This window comes from Leucobacter fengyongliangi (assembly GCF_052386045.1).
Map to the genome: position 1 here is coordinate 914,782 of NZ_CM126356.1, position 18,425 is coordinate 933,206.

The 18,425-nt window shown below is 62.9% G+C and carries 20 protein-coding genes; 19 read left to right on the forward strand and 1 reads right to left on the reverse strand.

What is annotated here, in order from left to right; translation table 11 throughout:
- Positions 1-37: 37 nt before the first annotated feature.
- The 14 genes from ACTNFK_RS04300 to ACTNFK_RS04365 all read left to right on the forward strand — a co-directional run bounded on the left by ACTNFK_RS04300 (position 38) and on the right by ACTNFK_RS04365 (position 12,201).
- Positions 38-1,012, forward strand: a complete 975-nt coding sequence (locus tag ACTNFK_RS04300) for a N5-glutamine methyltransferase family protein (RefSeq protein ID WP_435936205.1) — start codon at positions 38-40, stop codon at positions 1,010-1,012.
- A 42-nt stretch (positions 1,013-1,054) separates the two neighbouring features.
- Complete coding sequence (locus ACTNFK_RS04305; RefSeq protein ID WP_435936206.1) at positions 1,055-1,720, forward strand: L-threonylcarbamoyladenylate synthase; 666 nt, start codon at positions 1,055-1,057, stop codon at positions 1,718-1,720.
- 1 nt (position 1,721) lies between these two features.
- Entirely contained in the window at positions 1,722-2,891 is a 1,170-nt protein-coding gene (locus ACTNFK_RS04310; RefSeq protein WP_435936207.1) for an MraY family glycosyltransferase, read from the forward strand.
- Positions 2,888-3,355: a Cg1360 family ATP-synthase-associated protein gene (locus ACTNFK_RS04315; RefSeq protein WP_435936208.1), complete on the forward strand. Its 468-nt coding sequence runs from the start codon at positions 2,888-2,890 to the stop codon at positions 3,353-3,355. Before ACTNFK_RS04310 ends, ACTNFK_RS04315 begins: the two co-directional genes overlap by 4 nt.
- Positions 3,356-3,538: 183 nt before the next feature.
- Entirely contained in the window at positions 3,539-4,360 is an 822-nt protein-coding gene (atpB, locus tag ACTNFK_RS04320; RefSeq protein ID WP_435936209.1) for a F0F1 ATP synthase subunit A, read from the forward strand.
- A gap of 49 nt (positions 4,361-4,409) precedes the next feature.
- A complete protein-coding gene (atpE, locus tag ACTNFK_RS04325; protein ID WP_433645977.1) occupies positions 4,410-4,634 on the forward strand; it encodes an ATP synthase F0 subunit C in 225 nt (74 codons plus the stop codon).
- A 37-nt stretch (positions 4,635-4,671) separates the two neighbouring features.
- Positions 4,672-5,223 (forward strand): F0F1 ATP synthase subunit B, encoded by a 552-nt coding sequence (locus tag ACTNFK_RS04330; RefSeq protein WP_433645976.1) that lies wholly within the window; start codon positions 4,672-4,674, stop codon positions 5,221-5,223.
- Positions 5,223-6,002 carry a F0F1 ATP synthase subunit delta gene (locus ACTNFK_RS04335; RefSeq protein WP_435936210.1) on the forward strand — a complete coding sequence of 260 codons (780 nt, stop codon included), beginning with the start codon at positions 5,223-5,225 and terminating at the stop codon, positions 6,000-6,002. Before ACTNFK_RS04330 ends, ACTNFK_RS04335 begins: the two co-directional genes overlap by 1 nt.
- 54 nt (positions 6,003-6,056) lie before the next feature.
- Positions 6,057-7,685: a F0F1 ATP synthase subunit alpha gene (gene atpA / locus ACTNFK_RS04340; RefSeq protein ID WP_435936211.1), complete on the forward strand. Its 1,629-nt coding sequence runs from the start codon at positions 6,057-6,059 to the stop codon at positions 7,683-7,685.
- Between the two features lie 84 nt (positions 7,686-7,769).
- A complete protein-coding gene (locus ACTNFK_RS04345) occupies positions 7,770-8,660 on the forward strand; it encodes a F0F1 ATP synthase subunit gamma (protein ID WP_433645973.1) in 891 nt (296 codons plus the stop codon).
- Between the two features lie 24 nt (positions 8,661-8,684).
- A complete protein-coding gene (gene atpD / locus ACTNFK_RS04350) occupies positions 8,685-10,130 on the forward strand; it encodes a F0F1 ATP synthase subunit beta (protein ID WP_433645972.1) in 1,446 nt (481 codons plus the stop codon).
- A gap of 3 nt (positions 10,131-10,133) precedes the next feature.
- Positions 10,134-10,403: a F0F1 ATP synthase subunit epsilon gene (locus tag ACTNFK_RS04355; RefSeq protein WP_433645971.1), complete on the forward strand. Its 270-nt coding sequence runs from the start codon at positions 10,134-10,136 to the stop codon at positions 10,401-10,403.
- Between the two features lie 77 nt (positions 10,404-10,480).
- On the forward strand, positions 10,481-11,290 hold the full coding sequence (locus ACTNFK_RS04360; RefSeq protein WP_435936212.1) for a YaaA family protein: 810 nt from the start codon (positions 10,481-10,483) through the stop codon (positions 11,288-11,290).
- A 29-nt stretch (positions 11,291-11,319) separates the two neighbouring features.
- On the forward strand, positions 11,320-12,201 hold the full coding sequence (locus tag ACTNFK_RS04365; protein ID WP_435936213.1) for a PP2C family protein-serine/threonine phosphatase: 882 nt from the start codon (positions 11,320-11,322) through the stop codon (positions 12,199-12,201).
- Here ACTNFK_RS04365 and ACTNFK_RS04370 read toward each other — a convergent pair.
- Positions 12,198-13,532 (reverse strand): aminotransferase class III-fold pyridoxal phosphate-dependent enzyme, encoded by a 1,335-nt coding sequence (locus ACTNFK_RS04370; protein WP_435936214.1) that lies wholly within the window; start codon positions 13,530-13,532, stop codon positions 12,198-12,200. The genes ACTNFK_RS04365 and ACTNFK_RS04370 overlap by 4 nt on opposite strands.
- 79 nt (positions 13,533-13,611) lie before the next feature.
- On the opposite strand from ACTNFK_RS04370, the gene ACTNFK_RS04375 reads away from it, so the two are divergent.
- From ACTNFK_RS04375 to ACTNFK_RS04395, 5 genes are read left to right on the forward strand one after another with little or no spacing between them, the layout of a single operon-like run.
- Positions 13,612-14,079, forward strand: coding sequence for an OsmC family protein (locus ACTNFK_RS04375; protein WP_435936215.1), 468 nt, complete (start codon positions 13,612-13,614; stop codon positions 14,077-14,079).
- Between the two features lie 42 nt (positions 14,080-14,121).
- Positions 14,122-15,699: a methionine--tRNA ligase gene (metG, locus tag ACTNFK_RS04380; protein ID WP_435936216.1), complete on the forward strand. Its 1,578-nt coding sequence runs from the start codon at positions 14,122-14,124 to the stop codon at positions 15,697-15,699.
- Positions 15,696-16,607 carry a TatD family hydrolase gene (locus ACTNFK_RS04385; RefSeq protein ID WP_435936217.1) on the forward strand — a complete coding sequence of 304 codons (912 nt, stop codon included), beginning with the start codon at positions 15,696-15,698 and terminating at the stop codon, positions 16,605-16,607. Before metG ends, ACTNFK_RS04385 begins: the two co-directional genes overlap by 4 nt.
- A complete protein-coding gene (gene rsmA / locus ACTNFK_RS04390; RefSeq protein WP_435936218.1) occupies positions 16,604-17,464 on the forward strand; it encodes a 16S rRNA (adenine(1518)-N(6)/adenine(1519)-N(6))-dimethyltransferase RsmA in 861 nt (286 codons plus the stop codon). Before ACTNFK_RS04385 ends, rsmA begins: the two co-directional genes overlap by 4 nt.
- A 30-nt stretch (positions 17,465-17,494) precedes the next feature.
- On the forward strand, positions 17,495-18,424 hold the full coding sequence (locus ACTNFK_RS04395; RefSeq protein WP_435936219.1) for a 4-(cytidine 5'-diphospho)-2-C-methyl-D-erythritol kinase: 930 nt from the start codon (positions 17,495-17,497) through the stop codon (positions 18,422-18,424).
- Position 18,425: the final 1 nt, after the last annotated feature.

The following is an 18,425-nucleotide window of genomic DNA, read 5'->3' on the forward strand; positions in this document are numbered from 1 at the left end:
GTGAAGTGCTGTTACGCCGATGTGTCACAGTGGAGGAATGATGACGGTAGGGGATGTGCTGCGTGATATTCGAGACACGCTCGAGGTCGCTGGGATCGAGCATGCCGGAGGAGACGCGGAACTCATCGTGGCCCACGTGCTGGGTGAATCACGTGGCCGCGTGCAGGCGCTCTCGCTGCTCGGGATTGAGGTCGCTCCGGCGGATCGTGAGGCGATCCTCGATCTCGCCTCAGAGCGGGCCCGGCGAATCCCATTGCAGCACCTCACCGGCAGGGCCCCGTTTCGCGTGCTTGAGTTGCACGTCGGCCCTGGGGTCTTTGTGCCAAGGCCCGAGACTGAGGTCGTGGCCCAGTTTGCGATCGATGCCCTGCAGGCCGTGCCCGATCCACACCCAATCGCGGTGGATCTGTGCACCGGCAGCGGCGCGATTGCTCTCGCTCTCGCAACCGAGGTGCCGACCGCAACCGTCTGGGCCGTGGAGAAGAGTCGCGAGGCACACGCCTGGGCGACTCGCAACGTGGAACTCTTTGGCGATGGGCGAGTCGAGCTTGTGTTGGGCGATGTCGCCGATCTCGATCCGCTCGGGGATGCCCGAATCCAGGTTGGCAACGAAACGCGTGCCGAGAGGGCGCGATTCCACCAAGACCAGGGCGTGCGTGGTGGAGTTGCGACTCCTCGGACCCTCGAACACGTGCAAGCGCTCGCGGGTCTCGTGCACGTGCTGATCTCGAATCCGCCGTACGTGCCCGACTCGATGGTGCCCCGCGATCCAGAGGTGCGCGATCACGACCCGGCGCTCGCCCTCTACGGAGGGGCAGACGGCCTCGACCTCGTACGCGTGATCAGCCGGGTGGGCAGAGAGCTGGTGGTGGAAGGCGGCACCCTGGTGCTCGAACACGCGGAAAGTCAGGGAGCGGCGATCCGCTCGCTGCTCGCAGCCGATGGCTGGCGACAGGCCGCGACGCACCAAGATCTCACGCGTCGCGACCGGGCGACCACAGCGATCCGCTGAGGCCCAGCCCGGAAAGCCTTGGGGAGAGTAAGATTCTCGGTTATGGCTTTGGTCTTTGATTGTTCCGACAGTGCCCAGCTGCTCGCGGCTGCGCGCAGTGCGCGACAGGCGCTCGGTAGGGGGCAACTCGTCGTGCTGCCCACCGATACGGTGTACGGGGTCGCGGCCGATGCGTTCGCTCCAGAAGCGGTGCAGCGATTGCTCGACGCAAAGGGGCGCGGCCGGCAGTCGCCTCCACCGGTACTGATTCCGAACACCGCCACGCTTGACGCGTTGGCTGCAGAGGTAGTGGATCCGGTTCGTGCGCTCGCCGATGCGTTTTGGCCGGGTCCGCTGACCATCGTGCTTCCGGCCCAGCCGTCGCTGAGTTGGGACCTGGGGGAGACGGGTGGCACCGTCGCGTTGCGCATTCCCGATCTGCCGCTGACGCTTGAGCTGTTGCAGGAGACTGGCCCCCTCGCAGTCTCGTCAGCGAACTCCACCGGCGACCCGGCTGCGCGCACCATCACCGAGGCGCAAGACATGCTCGGAGATGCCGTGGCAGTGTATCTCGATGCAGGGCCAGTCGTCGGCGACGGCACCGCATCGACGATCGTTGACGCCACGGGTGTGACGAACGAGGGCGGCACCCTGCGTATCCTGCGCGCTGGTGGTGTCTCGCGGGAGTCGATCGCGACCTTACTGCCTCAGGTGACGATCGAAGGCTGAGATGCTGCCATTCCTGGTGGTCACCGCCGTCGCGGCAGGAGTCACCGCTGTCGCCTCAGCCGGAGTGTTGCGTCTGAGTCGGAGATTTGGGCTCGCGCCCGAGGTGCGAGAGCGAGACGTGCACAGCGCTCCCACGCCGAGGCTGGGGGGCGTGGCGATGTATCTCGGCATCCTCGCGGCTGCCTTGGTCGCGGCATTTCTCGTCAATTTCGACGAGGTCTTTGCCGAGACGACGCAACTCTGGGCTCTTCTGGGTGCCTGCACCATCATCGCTGTGGTGGGCGTGCTTGACGACCTCCTCGATCTTGACTGGATGGTGAAGCTTGCGGCTCAGCTTGCCGCGGCAGGTCTGCTCGCTTGGCAGGGTGCGCAAATTGTCTCGCTGCCTGTCGGAGACACGCTTATCGTGGGCTCGCCGACGGTGAATTTCATTCTCACGGTCTTCCTCATGACGCTGGTCATGAATGCGGTGAACTTCGTCGACGGCCTCGACGGGCTTGTCGCCGGCGTGGCCATCATCGCAAACTCCGTGTTCTTCATCTATACGCAACTCCTCGTCGCAGAGACGGGAGCTGACCCCTCCATTTCACTCGCCGCGCTCATAGCGGCAATCGTCGTGGGGATTGCGGCGGGCTTTCTCCCGTTTAACTGGCATCGAGCGAAGATGTTCATGGGCGACACGGGCGCCCTGTTGATCGGGCTTCTGATGGCCACCTCGACGGTGTCGGTGACGGGTCAGCTGAACCCAGGTCAACTCGACCAGAAGCTGGTGATTGCCAGTTTCATTCCCATCATTCTTCCCGTCGCAGTGCTCGCTCTCCCGCTCGCCGATTTTTCACTCGCTGTGTTCAGGCGGCTTCGTGCGGGCAAGAGTCCGTTCACGGCGGATCGGCTTCACCTCCACCACCGCCTGCTGAACATGGGCCATTCACCCGTGCAGGCAGTCATCATCTTCTATCTCGGAACGGTGGTCGTCTCGGTGGCGTGCCTGATGGTCTTCACCATGCAGGACTATTTGTGGCCGGCGCTCGTCGCGATCTTGGGGACAGCGCTCTGTGTGGTGGTGACGCTCCTACCTGTGTCACGAATACGTGCAATTCTCATCCAGCGCGGCTTGCTACGGTTGTCGCAGGCAGAACGCGCCACCAACGAGAGGACCACAGTCGAGTGAGTGACGAGACCACGCTTCCCGAAGAACGACGTTTGCCTACCTCTCAGCCCGTACTGCTGAGAGCGCTGGGGCTGGGTGCAATTGCCACAGGTGTGCTCATGGCGGGATTTGGTGTTGTCGGATACTTCGTGTCTGGGGCACCGGGGGCTCTGGGCGGCGTGCTTGGAGCGGTACTCGCGTTTGTGCTCCTCGGGCTCACGATTGGCAGCATTGCCTTCGCAAACGCGAAGTTCATCAACAGTGAGAACTTCGTGGTCATCTTTTTCGCGATCGTCATGGGCGCATGGCTCATCAAATTGGTGGCCTTCATCGTCGTCGTGATCGTTCTTCGCGATGCCACCTGGCTTGACACCAGAATTCTTTTCTTCTCCCTGATCGCGGGGGTGCTTGTCTCGCTCATTATTGACGTCTTGATCGTTACACGCACACGCATGCCCTACGTTTCAGACGCCCGCGGCGCGTGAGCGGCAGCCGCGAGGTTTCTGTGCTGAGCTACGAATCCGGGGCCTCGGTTTCGCCGAGGGAAGAATCCTTGATAGGATCGTTACGTTCCCTGCCGGGTCGCTATTGGTGCGTGCCTGTGCGTTCTGGGGGCACGACCATCGTTCGCCGCTGTGTGGATGCAATTCACACCCCGAATCAGGAGAATGGCGCTGTTCGCTAACGCTGTGCAACTCGTGACCCCGACCCTCAACTTTATGGCGGAAGAATTTCATGCTCCGTCGATTTCGGAGTTTTTTCCCGACATCGTTCTGTTTGAGGGCACACCGTTTGCGATGAACCGGATCATGATGATCCGCGTTCTCATGACCGTGCTGCTACTGGTGCTGTTCTGGCTGGGTACTCGCAAGATGCGAGTCATCCCGACCAGGGGCCAGTCGCTCACTGAAATGGCGCTCGACTTCGTCCGCGTCAATATCGCAGAAGACCTTCTTGGCAAGGTTGATGGTCGCCGCTTCTTGCCGATCCTCACCGCGATGTTCTTCACCGTTCTGGCGTTTAACATCACCGGCATTGTCCCGGGCCTCAACATTGCCGCTTCGGCGGTGATCGGCTTGCCGCTCGTGCTGGCGCTCGTCTCGTACGTCACCTTCATCTACGCCGGAGTAAAGAAGAGCCCCAAGAAGTTCTTCAAGAACTCGCTCTTCCCCGCCGGGGTACCGAAGCCGATTTACATCATCGTGACTCCGATCGAGCTCATCTCGACCTTCATCATTCGGCCAGTCACGCTGACGTTGCGATTGCTGATGAACATGATGGTCGGCCACCTGTTGTTGGTGCTGCTGTTCGCTGCAACTCAGTTCTTCCTCTTCTCCGGAGAGGGATTCTTCAAGCTGTTCGGTATCGGAACCTTCGCCTTCGGCTTTGCGTTTACCCTTTTCGAGATCATGGTCGCAGCTCTGCAGGCCTACGTCTTCACTTTGCTCACCGCTGTCTACATCCAGCTCGCGCTGGCTGAAGAGCACTAATACGGGTTCGGCAACCGCCGCACTCACCATACGGAAGGAAACACCTACTGTGTCTGTTCTCGCTGAAATCTCGGGAAACATCGCGACCGTCGGTTACGGCCTCGCTGCCATCGGCCCCGCCATTGGCGTGGGTATCGTTGTCGGCAAGACAATCGAGGGCGTCGCACGTCAGCCCGAGCTGGCCGGCCGTCTGCAGGTGCTGATGTGGATCGGTATCGCGTTCACCGAGGCACTCGCGTTCATCGCGATTGCAACGCCGTTCATCTTCGTCTAAGCCACTCACCTTTCCTTAGTCTCGAAAGGGAGGCTCGATGATTAACGCAGTGTATGTCGCTGCCGAGGAAGGCGCGACGCAAAATCCGCTCATTCCCGCGACCTACGACATCGTATGGTCGGCAGTTGTCTTCGCGATCATCCTCATTGCATTCTGGAGGGTTTTTCTCCCGAAGATGAAGACCATGCTCGACGAGCGTGCGGCCGCAATTGAGGGCAACATCGCAAAGGCTGATGAGGCTCAGGCAAAGGCCGAGGCTGCGCTGCAGGAGTACAACGCTCAGCTCGCCGGTGCCCGTCAGGAAGCTGGCGATATCCGAGACGCTGCTCGCGCAGATGCCTCCAAGATCGTGGCCAAGGCAAAGGAAGACGCAGTGGCCGAGGCTGCTCGCGTGACCCACGCCGCACAGTCGCAGATCGAAGCTGAGCGCCAGAGTGCCGTTGTATCACTCCGCCGCGAGGTGGGAACGTTGGCTATCGACCTCGCCTCTGGCGTGGTGGGCGAACAGCTGTCGAACGATCAGAAGGCTTCGGCACTGGTCGATCGCTTCCTCGCCGAACTCGAGGCCTCTGAGAAGGCAGCGAACTAGTGGGAAGCGCGTCACGCGAAGCATTGGCACGCGTCAAGTCGACGCTCGGAACCGAGCTGCTTGGCGCTGAGGCTGGCGGAGACTTGCTCTCTGCCTCGGCTCAGATCGGCTCGGCTCGGGCACTACTCGCAGCGCTCGCAGATGCCTCTGCCCCCGCATCGGAGAAGGCAAAGCTCGTTGAGCGATTGTTCTCTGCAGCATCCCCTGGCGCCCGGTCGGTTCTCTCGTCCGCGGTGTCACAAACTTGGTCGACACCGGCCGAGTTTGTTGCGGGCCTCGAAGAGCTCGGGCTTCGTGCGATTGCGAATTCCAACGCCGCGCTCGCCGACGAGTTGCTTTCGGCAGCGGGTGTGGTCGACTCGAGCCATGAGCTTGAGCTCAGCCTCGGCAACAAATTGGGTGATCCGTCGGCCAAGATCGTGTTGGTGGATCGCCTGTTTGCTGGCAAGATCTCGAACTCCGCACTGAACGTCGTTCGCCACCTGGTGGCGAACCCTCGCGGCCGCAAGCTCAGCGCGGCACTTCGTTCCAGCGCGCGAGTGGCAGCAGACCAGGGTGGAAACGAACTGGCTACTGTGACGATTGCGGCCCCACTGAGCGATGCTCAGCAGGAGCGACTCTCGGTGTTGCTCGCGCAGAACGCTGGCCGTCCGGTTCGTGTGACGACGGTTCTCGACCCCTCGCTGGTCGGAGGAGTCCGTATCCAGATCGGTAACGACGTAATTGACGGCAGCGTCCGCTCACGTCTCGCCGACCTCCGACTCAAGCTCGCAGGCTAGAGCACAACTTTTCACTCCGGGGCCGGCGGCTTCGGTACAGACAGAGGAAACGAAATGGCAGAACTCACAATCAGCCCAGACGAGATTCGCGATGCTCTCAAGGACTTCGCCTCCTCGTACGAGCCGTCGGGTGCAGCGACGACAGAGGTCGGCAGCGTCATCGACGCAGCAGACGGTATCGCCCACGTCTCGGGTCTCCCTGGCGTCATGGCAAACGAGCTGGTGCGCTTCGCAGATGGCACACTCGGACTCGCCCAGAACCTCGAGGAACACCAGATCGGTGTCGTCGTGCTCGGTGAGTTCACCGGCATCGAGGAGGGCCAGCAGGTTACTCGGACCGGAGAGGTGCTCTCAGTGCCCGTGGGCGAGGGATACCTCGGTCGCGTAGTCGATCCGCTCGGAAAGCCCATCGATGGCCTCGGCGAGATCACCGACATTGAAGGGCGCCGCGCGCTCGAGTTGCAGGCACCCGGTGTGATGCAGCGCAAGTCGGTTCACGAACCGCTGCAGACTGGCATCAAGGCAATTGACGCGATGATCCCGGTCGGTCGCGGTCAGCGTCAGCTGATCATCGGCGACCGTCAGACCGGTAAGACCGCAATTGCTATCGACACGATCATTAACCAGAAGGCCAACTGGGAATCCGGTGATGTCAATAAGCAGGTGCGTTGCATCTACGTTGCCATCGGACAGAAGGGCTCGACGATCGCCTCCGTAAAGGGAGCGCTCGAAGAGGCAGGCGCGATGGAGTACACCACGATCGTTGCGTCGCCCGCTTCTGATCCCGCTGGATTCAAGTACCTGGCCCCCTACACCGGTTCCGCCATTGGTCAGCACTGGATGTACGGCGGCAAGCATGTCCTCATCATCTTTGATGATCTGTCGAAGCAGGCCGAGGCCTACCGCGCAGTCTCACTGCTCCTGCGTCGTCCACCGGGGCGCGAGGCTTACCCGGGCGATGTGTTCTACCTGCACTCCCGTCTGTTGGAGCGTTGTGCAAAGCTCTCCGATGAGCTGGGTGCAGGATCGATGACCGGTCTCCCGATCATTGAAACCAAGGCGAACGATGTCTCGGCCTACATCCCGACGAACGTGATCTCGATCACCGACGGACAGATCTTCCTCCAGTCGGACCTCTTCAACGCGAACCAGCGTCCCGCGGTCGACGTGGGCATCTCGGTGTCTCGCGTCGGTGGCGACGCGCAGGTGAAGTCCATCAAGAAGGTTTCGGGCACGTTGAAGCTCGAGCTTGCGCAGTACCGCTCGCTCGAGGCATTCGCCATGTTCGCCTCTGACCTTGATGCGGCAAGCCGTCGTCAGCTCGACCGTGGCGCGCGTCTCACTGAGCTGCTCAAGCAGCCGCAGTACTCGCCGTACCCGGTTGAAGAGCAGACCGTATCGATCTGGGCCGGAACCAAGGGTCACCTTGATGATGTTCCGGTGGTTGATATTCTTCGCTTCGAGCGCGAGTTCCTTGACTACCTCGGTCGCAACTCCGAGGCGTTGAACACGCTCCGCGAGACCAACGTGCTCGACGACGCGGTACTCGCTGAGATCGAGGCGAAGATCGCAGCCTTCAAGCTGGAGTTCCGCACCTCGGCTGGCCAGGCTCTTCACGAGCAGTTCGATGAACTGCCCGAGGAAGAGATCAAGCAGGAGCAGCTGGTCGTTTCCAAGAAGTAGCGGACGCGGTTGGGGGCCGCCCTGCGGCCCTCAACGATCCAGACGGAACCAGATCACGCCAGACTTACCAGACACAGGAGAGACATGGGAGCGCAACTTCGGGTCTACCGGCAGAAGATTAAATCTGCCCAGACGACCAAGAAGATCACCCGTGCGATGGAGCTGATCGCGGCCTCTCGCATTCAAAAAGCGAAGGCGCGGGTCGAGGCGACCTCGCCCTACACCAACGCGATCACCCGCGCTGTCTCGGCAGTCGCCACGCACTCGAATTTCGATCACCCGCTGTTGACCGAGCCTGAGACGATTACCCGCGCTGCGGTCGTGATCTTCACCTCGGATCGCGGCCTCGCCGGCGCGTTCAACTCGCAGGTCCTGCGAGAGGCCGAAGAGCTCAGCGAATTGCTGCGCTCCGAAGGAAAAGCCGTCACGTATTACCTCATTGGCCGGAAGGCGCAGGGATACTTCAAATTCCGTAACCGCGCCTCCGAGCGGATCTGGAGTGGCGGAACGGAAAGCCCCGTATTCGAGACTGCGAAGGAAATCACTGACGCGCTGCTCGAGGCGTTCAACACTGACGCAGCCGAGGGCGGGGTTGATGAGATCCATCTCGTATTCAACCGCCTGATCAGCATGGTCAGCCAGGTGCCCCAGGTTCATCGCCTGCTTCCCCTGCAGGTTGTCGAGGGCGTCGCTCAGGCCGAAACGGGCCCGACATCGCTGTACGAATTCGAACCCGACGCGGAAACCGTGCTCGATCGTTTGCTCCCTGCGTACATTGAGTCACGCATCTTCAACGCCCTGCTTGAGTCGGCTGCCGCAAAGCATGCTGCGACGCAGAAGGCGATGAAGTCGGCCAGCGACAACGCCGACACCCTGATCCGCGATTACACCCGCCTTGCAAACAACGCGCGCCAGGCGGAGATCACACAGCAGATTTCCGAGATTGTTGGCGGCGCAGACGCGCTGTCTGACTAGCCACGCCACGAAGAAAGAGAAACCATGACCGATCAGGCCACCACCAAGGTTGCCGGGCGCATCGCTCGCGTTACCGGCCCCGTCGTTGACATCGAGTTCCCGCATGATGCGATTCCCGGGGTGTACAACGCTCTTCAGACCACGATCGATTTCGGCGATGGACAAGAGCCGCTGAAGCTCGTGCTCGAGGTTGCTCAGCACCTGGGCGACAACGTTGTTCGCGCCATCGCGCTGAAGCCGACCGACGGCCTCGTTCGCGGCCAGGAAGTCTTCGACACCGGCGAGTCGATCACCGTGCCCGTGGGTGACGTCACCAAGGGCAAGGTCTTCAACGTGACCGGCGACGTGTTGAACCTCGGCGAGGGGGAGACCATTGAGGTCACCGAGCGCTGGGGCATCCACCGCACGCCGCCCGCCTTCGATCAGCTCGAGTCGAAGACTCAGCTGTTCGAAACCGGTATCAAGGTGATCGACCTTCTGACCCCCTACGTGCAGGGTGGCAAGATCGGCCTCTTCGGCGGTGCCGGTGTCGGCAAGACCGTCCTGATCCAGGAAATGATCCAGCGCGTAGCGCAGGATCACGGCGGTGTGTCGGTGTTCGCCGGTGTGGGCGAGCGCACCCGTGAGGGCAACGACCTGATCCACGAGATGGAAGAAGCTGGCGTCTTCGACAAGACCGCCCTCGTCTTCGGCCAGATGGATGAGCCGCCGGGAACGCGTCTGCGCGTGGCACTCTCGGCCCTGACCATGGCGGAGTACTTCCGCGACGTGCAGAAGCAGGACGTGTTGCTCTTCATTGACAACATCTTCCGCTTTACCCAGGCCGGTTCTGAGGTCTCGACCCTGCTGGGTCGCATGCCCTCCGCCGTGGGTTATCAGCCCAACCTCGCCGACGAGATGGGTGTGCTCCAGGAGCGCATCACCTCGACCCGTGGCCACTCGATCACCTCGCTGCAGGCTATTTACGTTCCTGCAGACGATTACACCGACCCGGCTCCCGCGACGACGTTCGCCCACCTCGACGCGACCACTGAGCTCTCACGTGCGATCGCTTCAAAGGGCCTGTACCCGGCTGTGGATCCGCTGACCTCCACCTCGCGTATTCTCGACCCCCGCTACTTGGGCGAGGATCACTACCGCGTCGCTACCACCGTGAAGCAGATCCTCCAGAAGAACAAGGAACTGCAGGAAATCATCGCCATCCTTGGTGTCGATGAGCTTTCCGAGGAAGACAAGATCACTGTGGCACGCGCACGTCGTATCGAGCAGTTCCTCTCACAGAACACCTACATGGCGAAGAAGTTCACCGGTGTTGAGGGCTCGACGGTTCCGCTCAAGGAGACCATTGAGTCCTTCGACGCGATCGCCAAGGGTGAGTTCGACCACGTGGCAGAGCAGGCATTCTTCAACGTCGGTGGGATCAGCGACGTTGAAGAGAAGTGGGCGCAAATCCAGAAGGAGAACGGCTAAACCATGGCCGAACTACAAGTCAGCGTCGTCTCAGCCGACCGCGAGATCTGGTCAGGCATCGCCTCGCAGGTCATCGCGAAGACGGTCGAGGGCGAAATCGGTATTCTTGGCGGTCATGAGCCCCTGCTCGCCATGCTCGCTCAGGGTGAGGTTCGCGTCACCACGAGCGGCGGCGAAAAGGTTCGGGTCGATGCAGAGGGCGGGTTTCTCTCGGTCGATCACGACGTGATCACCATCGTGGCAAGCCAAGCTTCGATCGTGGCGAACGCCTAGCTTTTCGATTGAGCGTAAGAGGCCGGTCGTAGCTCGTTGAGCAACGGCCGGTCTTTTCGTGTGCCGAGGGGGAATCCATGCAGGTGTTCTTGCCGCCTTCCGAGACCAAGCGGGCTGGAGGTTCGGGGCATTGGGCAAGCTCAGCGCTCTCTCACGCGTCAGCGCTCGCACCCGCGCGGGATCTGGTGATGCGTGCGCTTCGCGAGCTGAGCGTTGACGAGGCAGCCGCGATCCGCGCACTGAAACTCGGTGCGAAGTCGCGGGCTGAATTGGCGCACAATTTGGAGCTTGAAACCTCGGGGATGCTGCCGACGATCGAACGATACACCGGTGTGCTCTACGATACGCTTGACGTGAGCAATCTCGATGGTGCCGCGCGCCAGTGGATCTCGGCGCACGTGTCGGTGCAGTCCTCCCTCTTTGGCCTGATCGGCGCCGATGACCCGATTCCTGCGTACCGCCTCTCTGCGAGCTCGCGATTGCAGGTCGATGGTGGCGCATCCCTGCAAGCGGTGTGGCGATCTGCGCACGAGTCTATTGACTGGCGTGGTTTGGGCTGGATCCTTGACCTTCGGTCGAAGGACTATGCCGCACTCGCGCCGTTGCCGCAGGGTTCGGGTGCCACACTGCAGGTGGTTCAGCGTTCCGAGAGTGGTGTGATCAGGGCATTGAACCACTTCAACAAGGCGGCGAAGGGCGACCTGGTGAGGCGACTGGCAAGCACCCAGGCACAACCCGAGAGCGCCGCCCAGTTAGTCGACTGGGCAACCGAGAACGGACTTGAGCTGCGCCTCGGGAGTGATTCTGCCGAGCTGATCCTGGTGACCGACGTGCGTGCCGGGGGCGCTCGCTCTCAGGCGCAGCGTTCGGCACTTCGCGCAGGGTAGGCTGAACAAGTGAATTTTGAGGGAACCCCGTGAGTGTGAGGGGCGCAAGCGCAGTTCGGCGGCGGGTCTCCTATTTCGAGGATGCCGTGTCGTTGATCGAACTGTCGTGGCACGGTCTTACCGACGTGGGGCACCGGCGAGAGGTCAACCAAGACAGTCTCGTCATGTCACCGCCAATCTTTGCGGTCGCGGATGGCATGGGTGGCCACTCGGCCGGCGAAGTGGCATCAGCCGCAGTTGTGCGGCGGTTGGCAGAACTTGGCGGCACGGTCTCGATCACTGAGGCCGACATTAACGGCGCGCTCAGCGACGCGGTCGACGACATCGAGCTTGACGCGGGCGAGACCGATCTCGGTGCGGGTACGACGGTCACCGGCGTCTCTCTCGGCGCGCTGGGGAACAGCCCAACCTGGACGGTCTTCAACATTGGCGACTCGCGCGTCTACCAATACTTCAAGGGTGCGCTCACGCAACTCACGGTGGATCACTCCGTGGTGCAGCACCTGCTTGATACGGGCGCGATCACGGCCGAAGAGGCCGAGATCCACCCGCACGCGAATGTAATCACCCGTGCCGTCGGTTTCAACGAGCAGCCAGCCCCCGACTACACCCAATTGGCGGTGGTCGCCGGTCAGCGACTGCTGCTGTGTTCAGACGGACTCACGAAAGAGCTGACCGAGGTGGGGATTCAGCATTTCTTGGCGACGGCCAAGAGTGCTGAAGAAGCCGCACACCAGCTCGTCCAGCGCGCGCTCGACAACGCCGGGCGTGACAATGTCACCGTCATCGTCATCGACGTGCACGCGGTCGGGGATTCCCGAGACACTAGCGACCAGGCGAGCCTGTCAGCGTCGGGCCGCGACACGAACTCGAATCGCGATGCCGACACCGCAGAGATTCCGACGCTCTAAGCTGCCTCCGCGGCAAACGCTTCGTCGAGCACTCGCAAGACGGTCGCGATGAGCTCATCGGTGAACTGCAGGGAAGGCAAGAACCGAATCACGTTCGAGTAGATACCCGCGCTCAACAGCAGCACGCCCTGCCCCATGGCCCGCTCGATTACTCGCGAGACCAGCTCGGGGTCATGCTCAAGTGTGCCCGGCTTCACGATCTCGATCGCGAGCATCGCACCCTTGCCGCGCACCTCAGCGATCGCCGGGTGCTGGGCAGCGAGCTCTCGGAGCCCGGAACCAAACACCTCTTCGATGTGCTGTGCACGTGCAAGCAGACCCTGCGCTTCGATTTGTTCGAATACCGCGACGGCCGCGGCGCAGGACACGGGGTTGCCGCCGAAGGTACCGCCGAGACCGCCCGGTTGCGAGGCATCCATGATCTCTGCTCGACCGGTGATGCCGGCGAGCGGCAACCCACCAGCGATGCCCTTGGCGGTGAGAAGGATGTCGGGCTGTACGCCGAAGTGCTCGATCGAGAAGACTGCCCCAGACCTGGCAATTCCGGCCTGCACTTCATCTGCGATGAACACGATGCCGTTGCTGCGGCACCACTCGGCGAGCGCGGGCAGGTAGCCGTCGGCTGGCACCACAAAGCCGCCCTCACCCTGAATCGGCTCGACGACGAGGCACGCGAGATCTTCGGCCCCGGCCACCTTTTCGAGGTACGCAGTCGTGCGAGCGGCGGCCTCGGCACCACTCAGACCGTCTCGCAGGGGGTAGGAGTTCGGCGCCTTGTAGATGTCGCCGACGCGCGGGCCGTAGCCAGCAGCGTATGGGGCACCCTTGAAGTTCATGCTTGAGGTCAAGAGTGTGCGGCCGTGATAGGCGTGCTCGAGCACGGCGACCCCGGGCCTCCCCGTGTACTTGCGGGCGATCTTGACACCATTCTCGACGGCTTCAGCCCCGGAGTTCATCAGCAGCGTCTTGTACTGGCCCTCGCCGGGCACGTGCTTCGCAAGATGCTCCGCGACCGCGATGTAGGGCTCGTAAGGCGTCATGGTGAATAGAGTGTGCGTCACCTTGTTCAGCTGGGCAGTCGCGGCGGCGACCACTGCCTCATCCGTGTGGCCAATGGTCGTCACGCCGATTCCACCGCACACGTCGACGATGTGGTTGCCGTCGACATCAACGAGGATCGACCCGTGCGCGCGATCAATGTAGATGGGCATGACGCTGTGCACCCCTGGCGGTACCACTGCCTGGCGCCGCTCGTGCAGTTCTCGGCTGCGCGGGCCGGGAATTTCGGTGACGATGCGGGGTTCCTGAGCGATGGCAGTATCAGCAGTCATGCGAACGAGTTTACTCCCGTTCATGTTTCAACTCCGTTACCCCCGGTCGGCGCGAGATGCGCCCGCGTACACTCGACACATGGGTGACACGCATGAGTATCGGGTGGGCATCGAGTGGCAGGGTAACCGCGGCCGGGGCACCATCGGATACCGGGACTACGGCAGGCAATTGGTGATCCGCGCCCCGGGAAAGATCGAGTTGCCCGGGTCTGCAGACAAAACCTTTCATGGCGATGCTGACCGCTGGAATCCCGAGGAACTGCTCGTCGCTGCACTCGCGCAGTGTCACATGCTCTCGTACCTCCACATGGCGGTTCGTGCCGGCGTGGTCGTGACGGCCTACACTGACGACGCGCTCGGGGTGATGCGTCAGGAGGGGCTCGGTGGAGCTTTCGAAGAGGTGCTGTTGCGGCCGCTGGTCACGGTAGCGGAGGCTTCGATGGTGGATCGCGCCCGCTCTGCCCACGCGGAGGCCTTCACGCACTGCTTCATCGCCAACTCGGTGAACTTTCCTGTCAGGCACGAGCCCACGATCCGCGTCGGTTGAGCGTCGGGGTGGGCATGTCCGAATCGAAGTAGAATGGAATCCATGGCCAAGTCCCCGTCGTTCTCTATTTCCACGCCGATCTTCTATGTGAACGATGCACCCCACATCGGGCACGCCTACACGGAGGTTGCCGCAGATGTGCTGGCCCGGTGGCACCGCCAGGCGGGTGACGATACCTGGTTCCTCACCGGTACCGACGAGCACGGCCAAAAGATCTTGCGCACGGCAACCGCGAACGGTGTCGAGCCCAAGGAGTGGGCGGATCGTTTGGTTGAATCGGCCTGGAAACCCCTGCTCGACACCATCAACATCTCAAACGACGACTTCATTCGCACCACCGACGAGCGCCACGAGCACGGTGTCAAGGTGTTTCTGCAGAAGCTCTACGATGAGGGCCACGTCTACGCCGGCGAGTTCGAGGCGTTGTACTGCGTCGGGTGCGAGGAATTCAAGCCAAAGAGCGAGATCGTCGACGGCGCGGGAGCGTTTGAGGGGGAGAAGGTCTGCGCGATCCACTCGAAACCTCTGGAACTGTTGCAGGAGAAGAACTATTTCTTCAAGATGAGCGCGTTTCAGGAGCGTCTGCTCGCACTGTATGAGGAGCGCCCAGATTTCGTGCAGCCCGCGAGCGCGCGCAACGAGGTCATCGCGTTTGTGCAGCAGGGCCTCGACGACCTCTCTATTTCGCGCACCTCGTTCGACTGGGGTATTCCGATTCCGTGGGACAGCTCGCACGTCACTTATGTCTGGTTCGACGCGCTGCTCAACTACATCACCGCCCGCGGGTATGGTGAGGGAGAGATTCGGCACTGGCCCGGCGTGCAGATCGTCGGGAAAGACATTCTGCGCTTTCACGCGGTGATTTGGCCGGCGATGCTGATGGCAGCGGGGCTTGAGGTGCCTCAGCACGTCTTCGCGCACGGGTGGCTGCTCGTCGGCGGCGAGAAGATGTCGAAGTCAAAGCTCACCGGCATCGCGCCGAACGAGATCACCGACACCTTTGGCAGCGACGCGTTCCGCTACTACTTCATGCGAGCGGTGTCGTTCGGGCATGACGGGTCATTCAGCTGGGAAGATCTGTCGGCGCGCTACCACTCCGAGCTGGCCAACGGCTTTGGCAACCTGGCGAGCCGCGCGCTCGCGATGAATAAGAAGTACTTTGCCGGGGTCATGCCGGAGGCGGGTTGCGAAGAAGCGCCGGATACCGCTATTCGTGAGCTCGCCGCGCGGGTCTCGCGCCTCGCCGACGAACGCATCGAGGCCTTTGCCATTCACGAGGCCATTGCCGAAATCTGGCAGCTCGTCGATGCGCTCAACGGGTACATCACCGACCAGGAGCCCTGGGTGCTCGCGAAAGACGAGGCCCGGCGCGAACGCCTCGCCACGGTGCTCGCCACCGTGACTGAGGGCCTGCGCGTGCTGGCAGAGTTGCTGCACCCGGTCATTCCGGAGGCGACCGCAAAGCTTTGGGCCGCGCTCGGCGCGGAGGATGCCCTGGGCTCGCTTGAGGCTCGGCCGCTGCGCAACGCTGGCGAGTGGGCACAGCTTCCAGCGGGCACCGCCCAGCAGCCACTCGCGGCGCTCTTCCCACGCATCGAAACCGAGGGCACCAAACAGTGAGCGACGCTGCCCCGAGCGGCGGGTTGCGCGCCCGCAGCGCGAGCCCGGGCCGCGATCTCACGAGGCCTCCGGCACCCGAGCCGCTGCCCGTGGCGCTCTACGACAATCACACTCACCTCGAATTTGAAGACGGGGTGGATCAGCTCGACCCGATCGAGTCCCTGGAACGTGCCACGGCTGTCGGTGTGCGCGGTGTCGTGCAGGTGGGTACCGACCTGGAGACGAGTGGTTGGGGGGCGCGCCTGGCGGCGACCGATGCACGCGTGCTTGCGGCCGTGGCGCTGCACCCGAACGAGGCTCCCAAGCTCGCCGCTCAGGGACTGCTCGATGAGCACCTGCGCGGGATAGCTGAGCTCGCCGCCGAGCCGCGCGTGCGCGCGATCGGAGAGACGGGTCTCGACTTCTTTCGCACCGGAGAGGATGGCCGCGCAGCGCAGGCTCGTGCGTTCGAAGCGCACATCGAAATCGCGAAGGAGCACGGCCTCGCCTTGCAGATTCACGACCGAGATGCCCACGACGAGGTTGTCGCCACCCTGCTGCGGGTGGGTGCCCCGGAGGGAACGGTGTTCCACTGTTTCTCGGGCGATGCGGCGCTTGCTCGGATCTGCAACGATCACGGCTGGTACCTGTCCTTCGCCGGCACCATGACGTTCAAGAATGCACCAGCTCTGCGGGAGGCACTCGCGGTCGCCGATCCCTCGCGGGTGCTCGTCGAGACTGATGCGCCGTTTCTGACGCCCGAGCCGCTTCGGGGTCGCCCAAACGCCCCGTACTTGTTGCCCTACACGGTGCGCCGGATGGCGGAGGTGCTGGGTGATCCGCTCGAGGAACTGTGCGGGCGGCTCGCGGAAAACACTGAGCGCGTGTACGGACAGTGGTCGCCAGAGGCCGAAACGGTGACCCCGTGAGCCTGCTCGGGCCCGCCGAGGTACGTGAACTCGCTGAGCGGCTGGGGGTGACGCCGACGAAGAAGCTGGGCCAGAACTTTGTGATCGACCCCAACACGGTGCGCAAAATTGTGCGTCTGGCGGGTGTGGAGAAGGATGACCGGGTCATCGAGATCGGGCCTGGACTGGGGTCGCTGACACTCGGAATCACCGAGACCGGGGCCGACCTCACCGCGATCGAGATAGACCATCGGCTAGCGGCAGAGCTCCCGGGAACCGTGGCCGCGATGCAACCGGAGGCGGCTGGCCGCTTTCGTGTCGTGCGCTGCGACGCGCTCGAGCTTGGCCGCGAACACCTGAGCGAACTTCCCGGGGCACCCGAGGTGCTCGTGGCGAATCTGCCCTACAACGTGTCGGTCCCGATCCTGATGCACCTGCTTGAGCTGATTCCCGAGCTTCGCGCGGGCCTCGTGATGGTGCAGGCGGAGGTCGGCCATCGCATTGCCGCAGGTCCCGGGTCGCGCATGTACGGTAGCCCGAGCGCGAAGGCAACCTGGTACGGTGACTGGGCGATTGCGGGCAACGTGAGTCGGCGCATTTTTTGGCCCGTACCGAACGTGGATTCCGTGCTGGTGTCGTATCGGCGGCGCGAGGTTCCTCTGGGCAGCGAGGCAGATCGAGTTGCTGTGTTCGACCTCGTGAACGCCGCGTTCGCGCATCGACGCAAGATGCTGCGGCAGTCGCTGCAGCCGGTGCTGGGAGATCTGGACCGCGCGACCGCGGTCATGGATGCGGCGGGTGTGGATCCCACGACCCGCGCTGAGCAGCTCAGCATTCAGGACTTCCTGTCGATCTCGCGCGCGGCAGCTGCGGTGTGACGCGCGCGCCAGTTCTAGTACGTTAGAGGCATGGTGGAGACACGTTCGGTGACGGTGCGCGCACCCGGAAAGATCAACGTGTATTTCCGCGTCGGGGCCCTGCAAGACGACGGCTATCACGAGGTCGCGTCGCTTTACCAGGCAGTGTCGCTCTACGAGGACATCACTGCCGAGCCAGCCCCGAATTTTTCCGTGCGTTTTGTGGGGCCGATAGACACCTCCGGGCTGCAGATCGATGAGTCGAATCTCGCGATCCGCGCGGCCAAGCTTCTCGCTGAACACACTGGGTACACCGGTGGTGTGCAGCTCACCGTGCACAAGCGCGTTCCGATTGCGGGTGGGATGGGGGGCGGATCCGCTGACGCGGCGGCGACGCTTCTCGCGTGCGACGAGCTCTGGGGCACCGGGGTGGGCCGTCATGGGCTCGTTCCGCTCGCCGCGCAGCTCGGCGCTGACGTGCCCTTCGCGCTCGAGGGCGGCACCGCGGTGGGTACTGGCCGAGGTGACGAGCTGAGCCCCGCGCTCGCACGCGGCAGCTTCCACTGGGTGCTCGCGTTTTCTGACGCGGGCCTGAGTACCCCCGTGGTATACCGCACCCTTGACCAGCATCGCGCCGATCACGTTGCCGATCTTGCACCCGCGCCCTCGCAGGTGAGTGTCGACACGGCAGTGCTGCAGGCGGTGCGGGCCGGTGATGCAGAGACGCTCGCCGACTCGATGCACAATGACCTGCAGGCGGCCGCGCTCCGGCTCGCGCCCGAACTCAGCGAGTTGCTCGAGCTGGGGGAGTCCCGTGGAGCGCTCGCTGGCATCGTCTCCGGCTCCGGGCCGACGGTGGCATTCCTTGTGGCCTCGTCGGTCGCCGCAGCCGAGCTGCAATCGATGCTGACACGAGCGGGGGTGCGCTCGCTCGCGGTGACTGGCCCCGTCGCCGGTGCGCGCCGACTCGATGTGCCGTGAT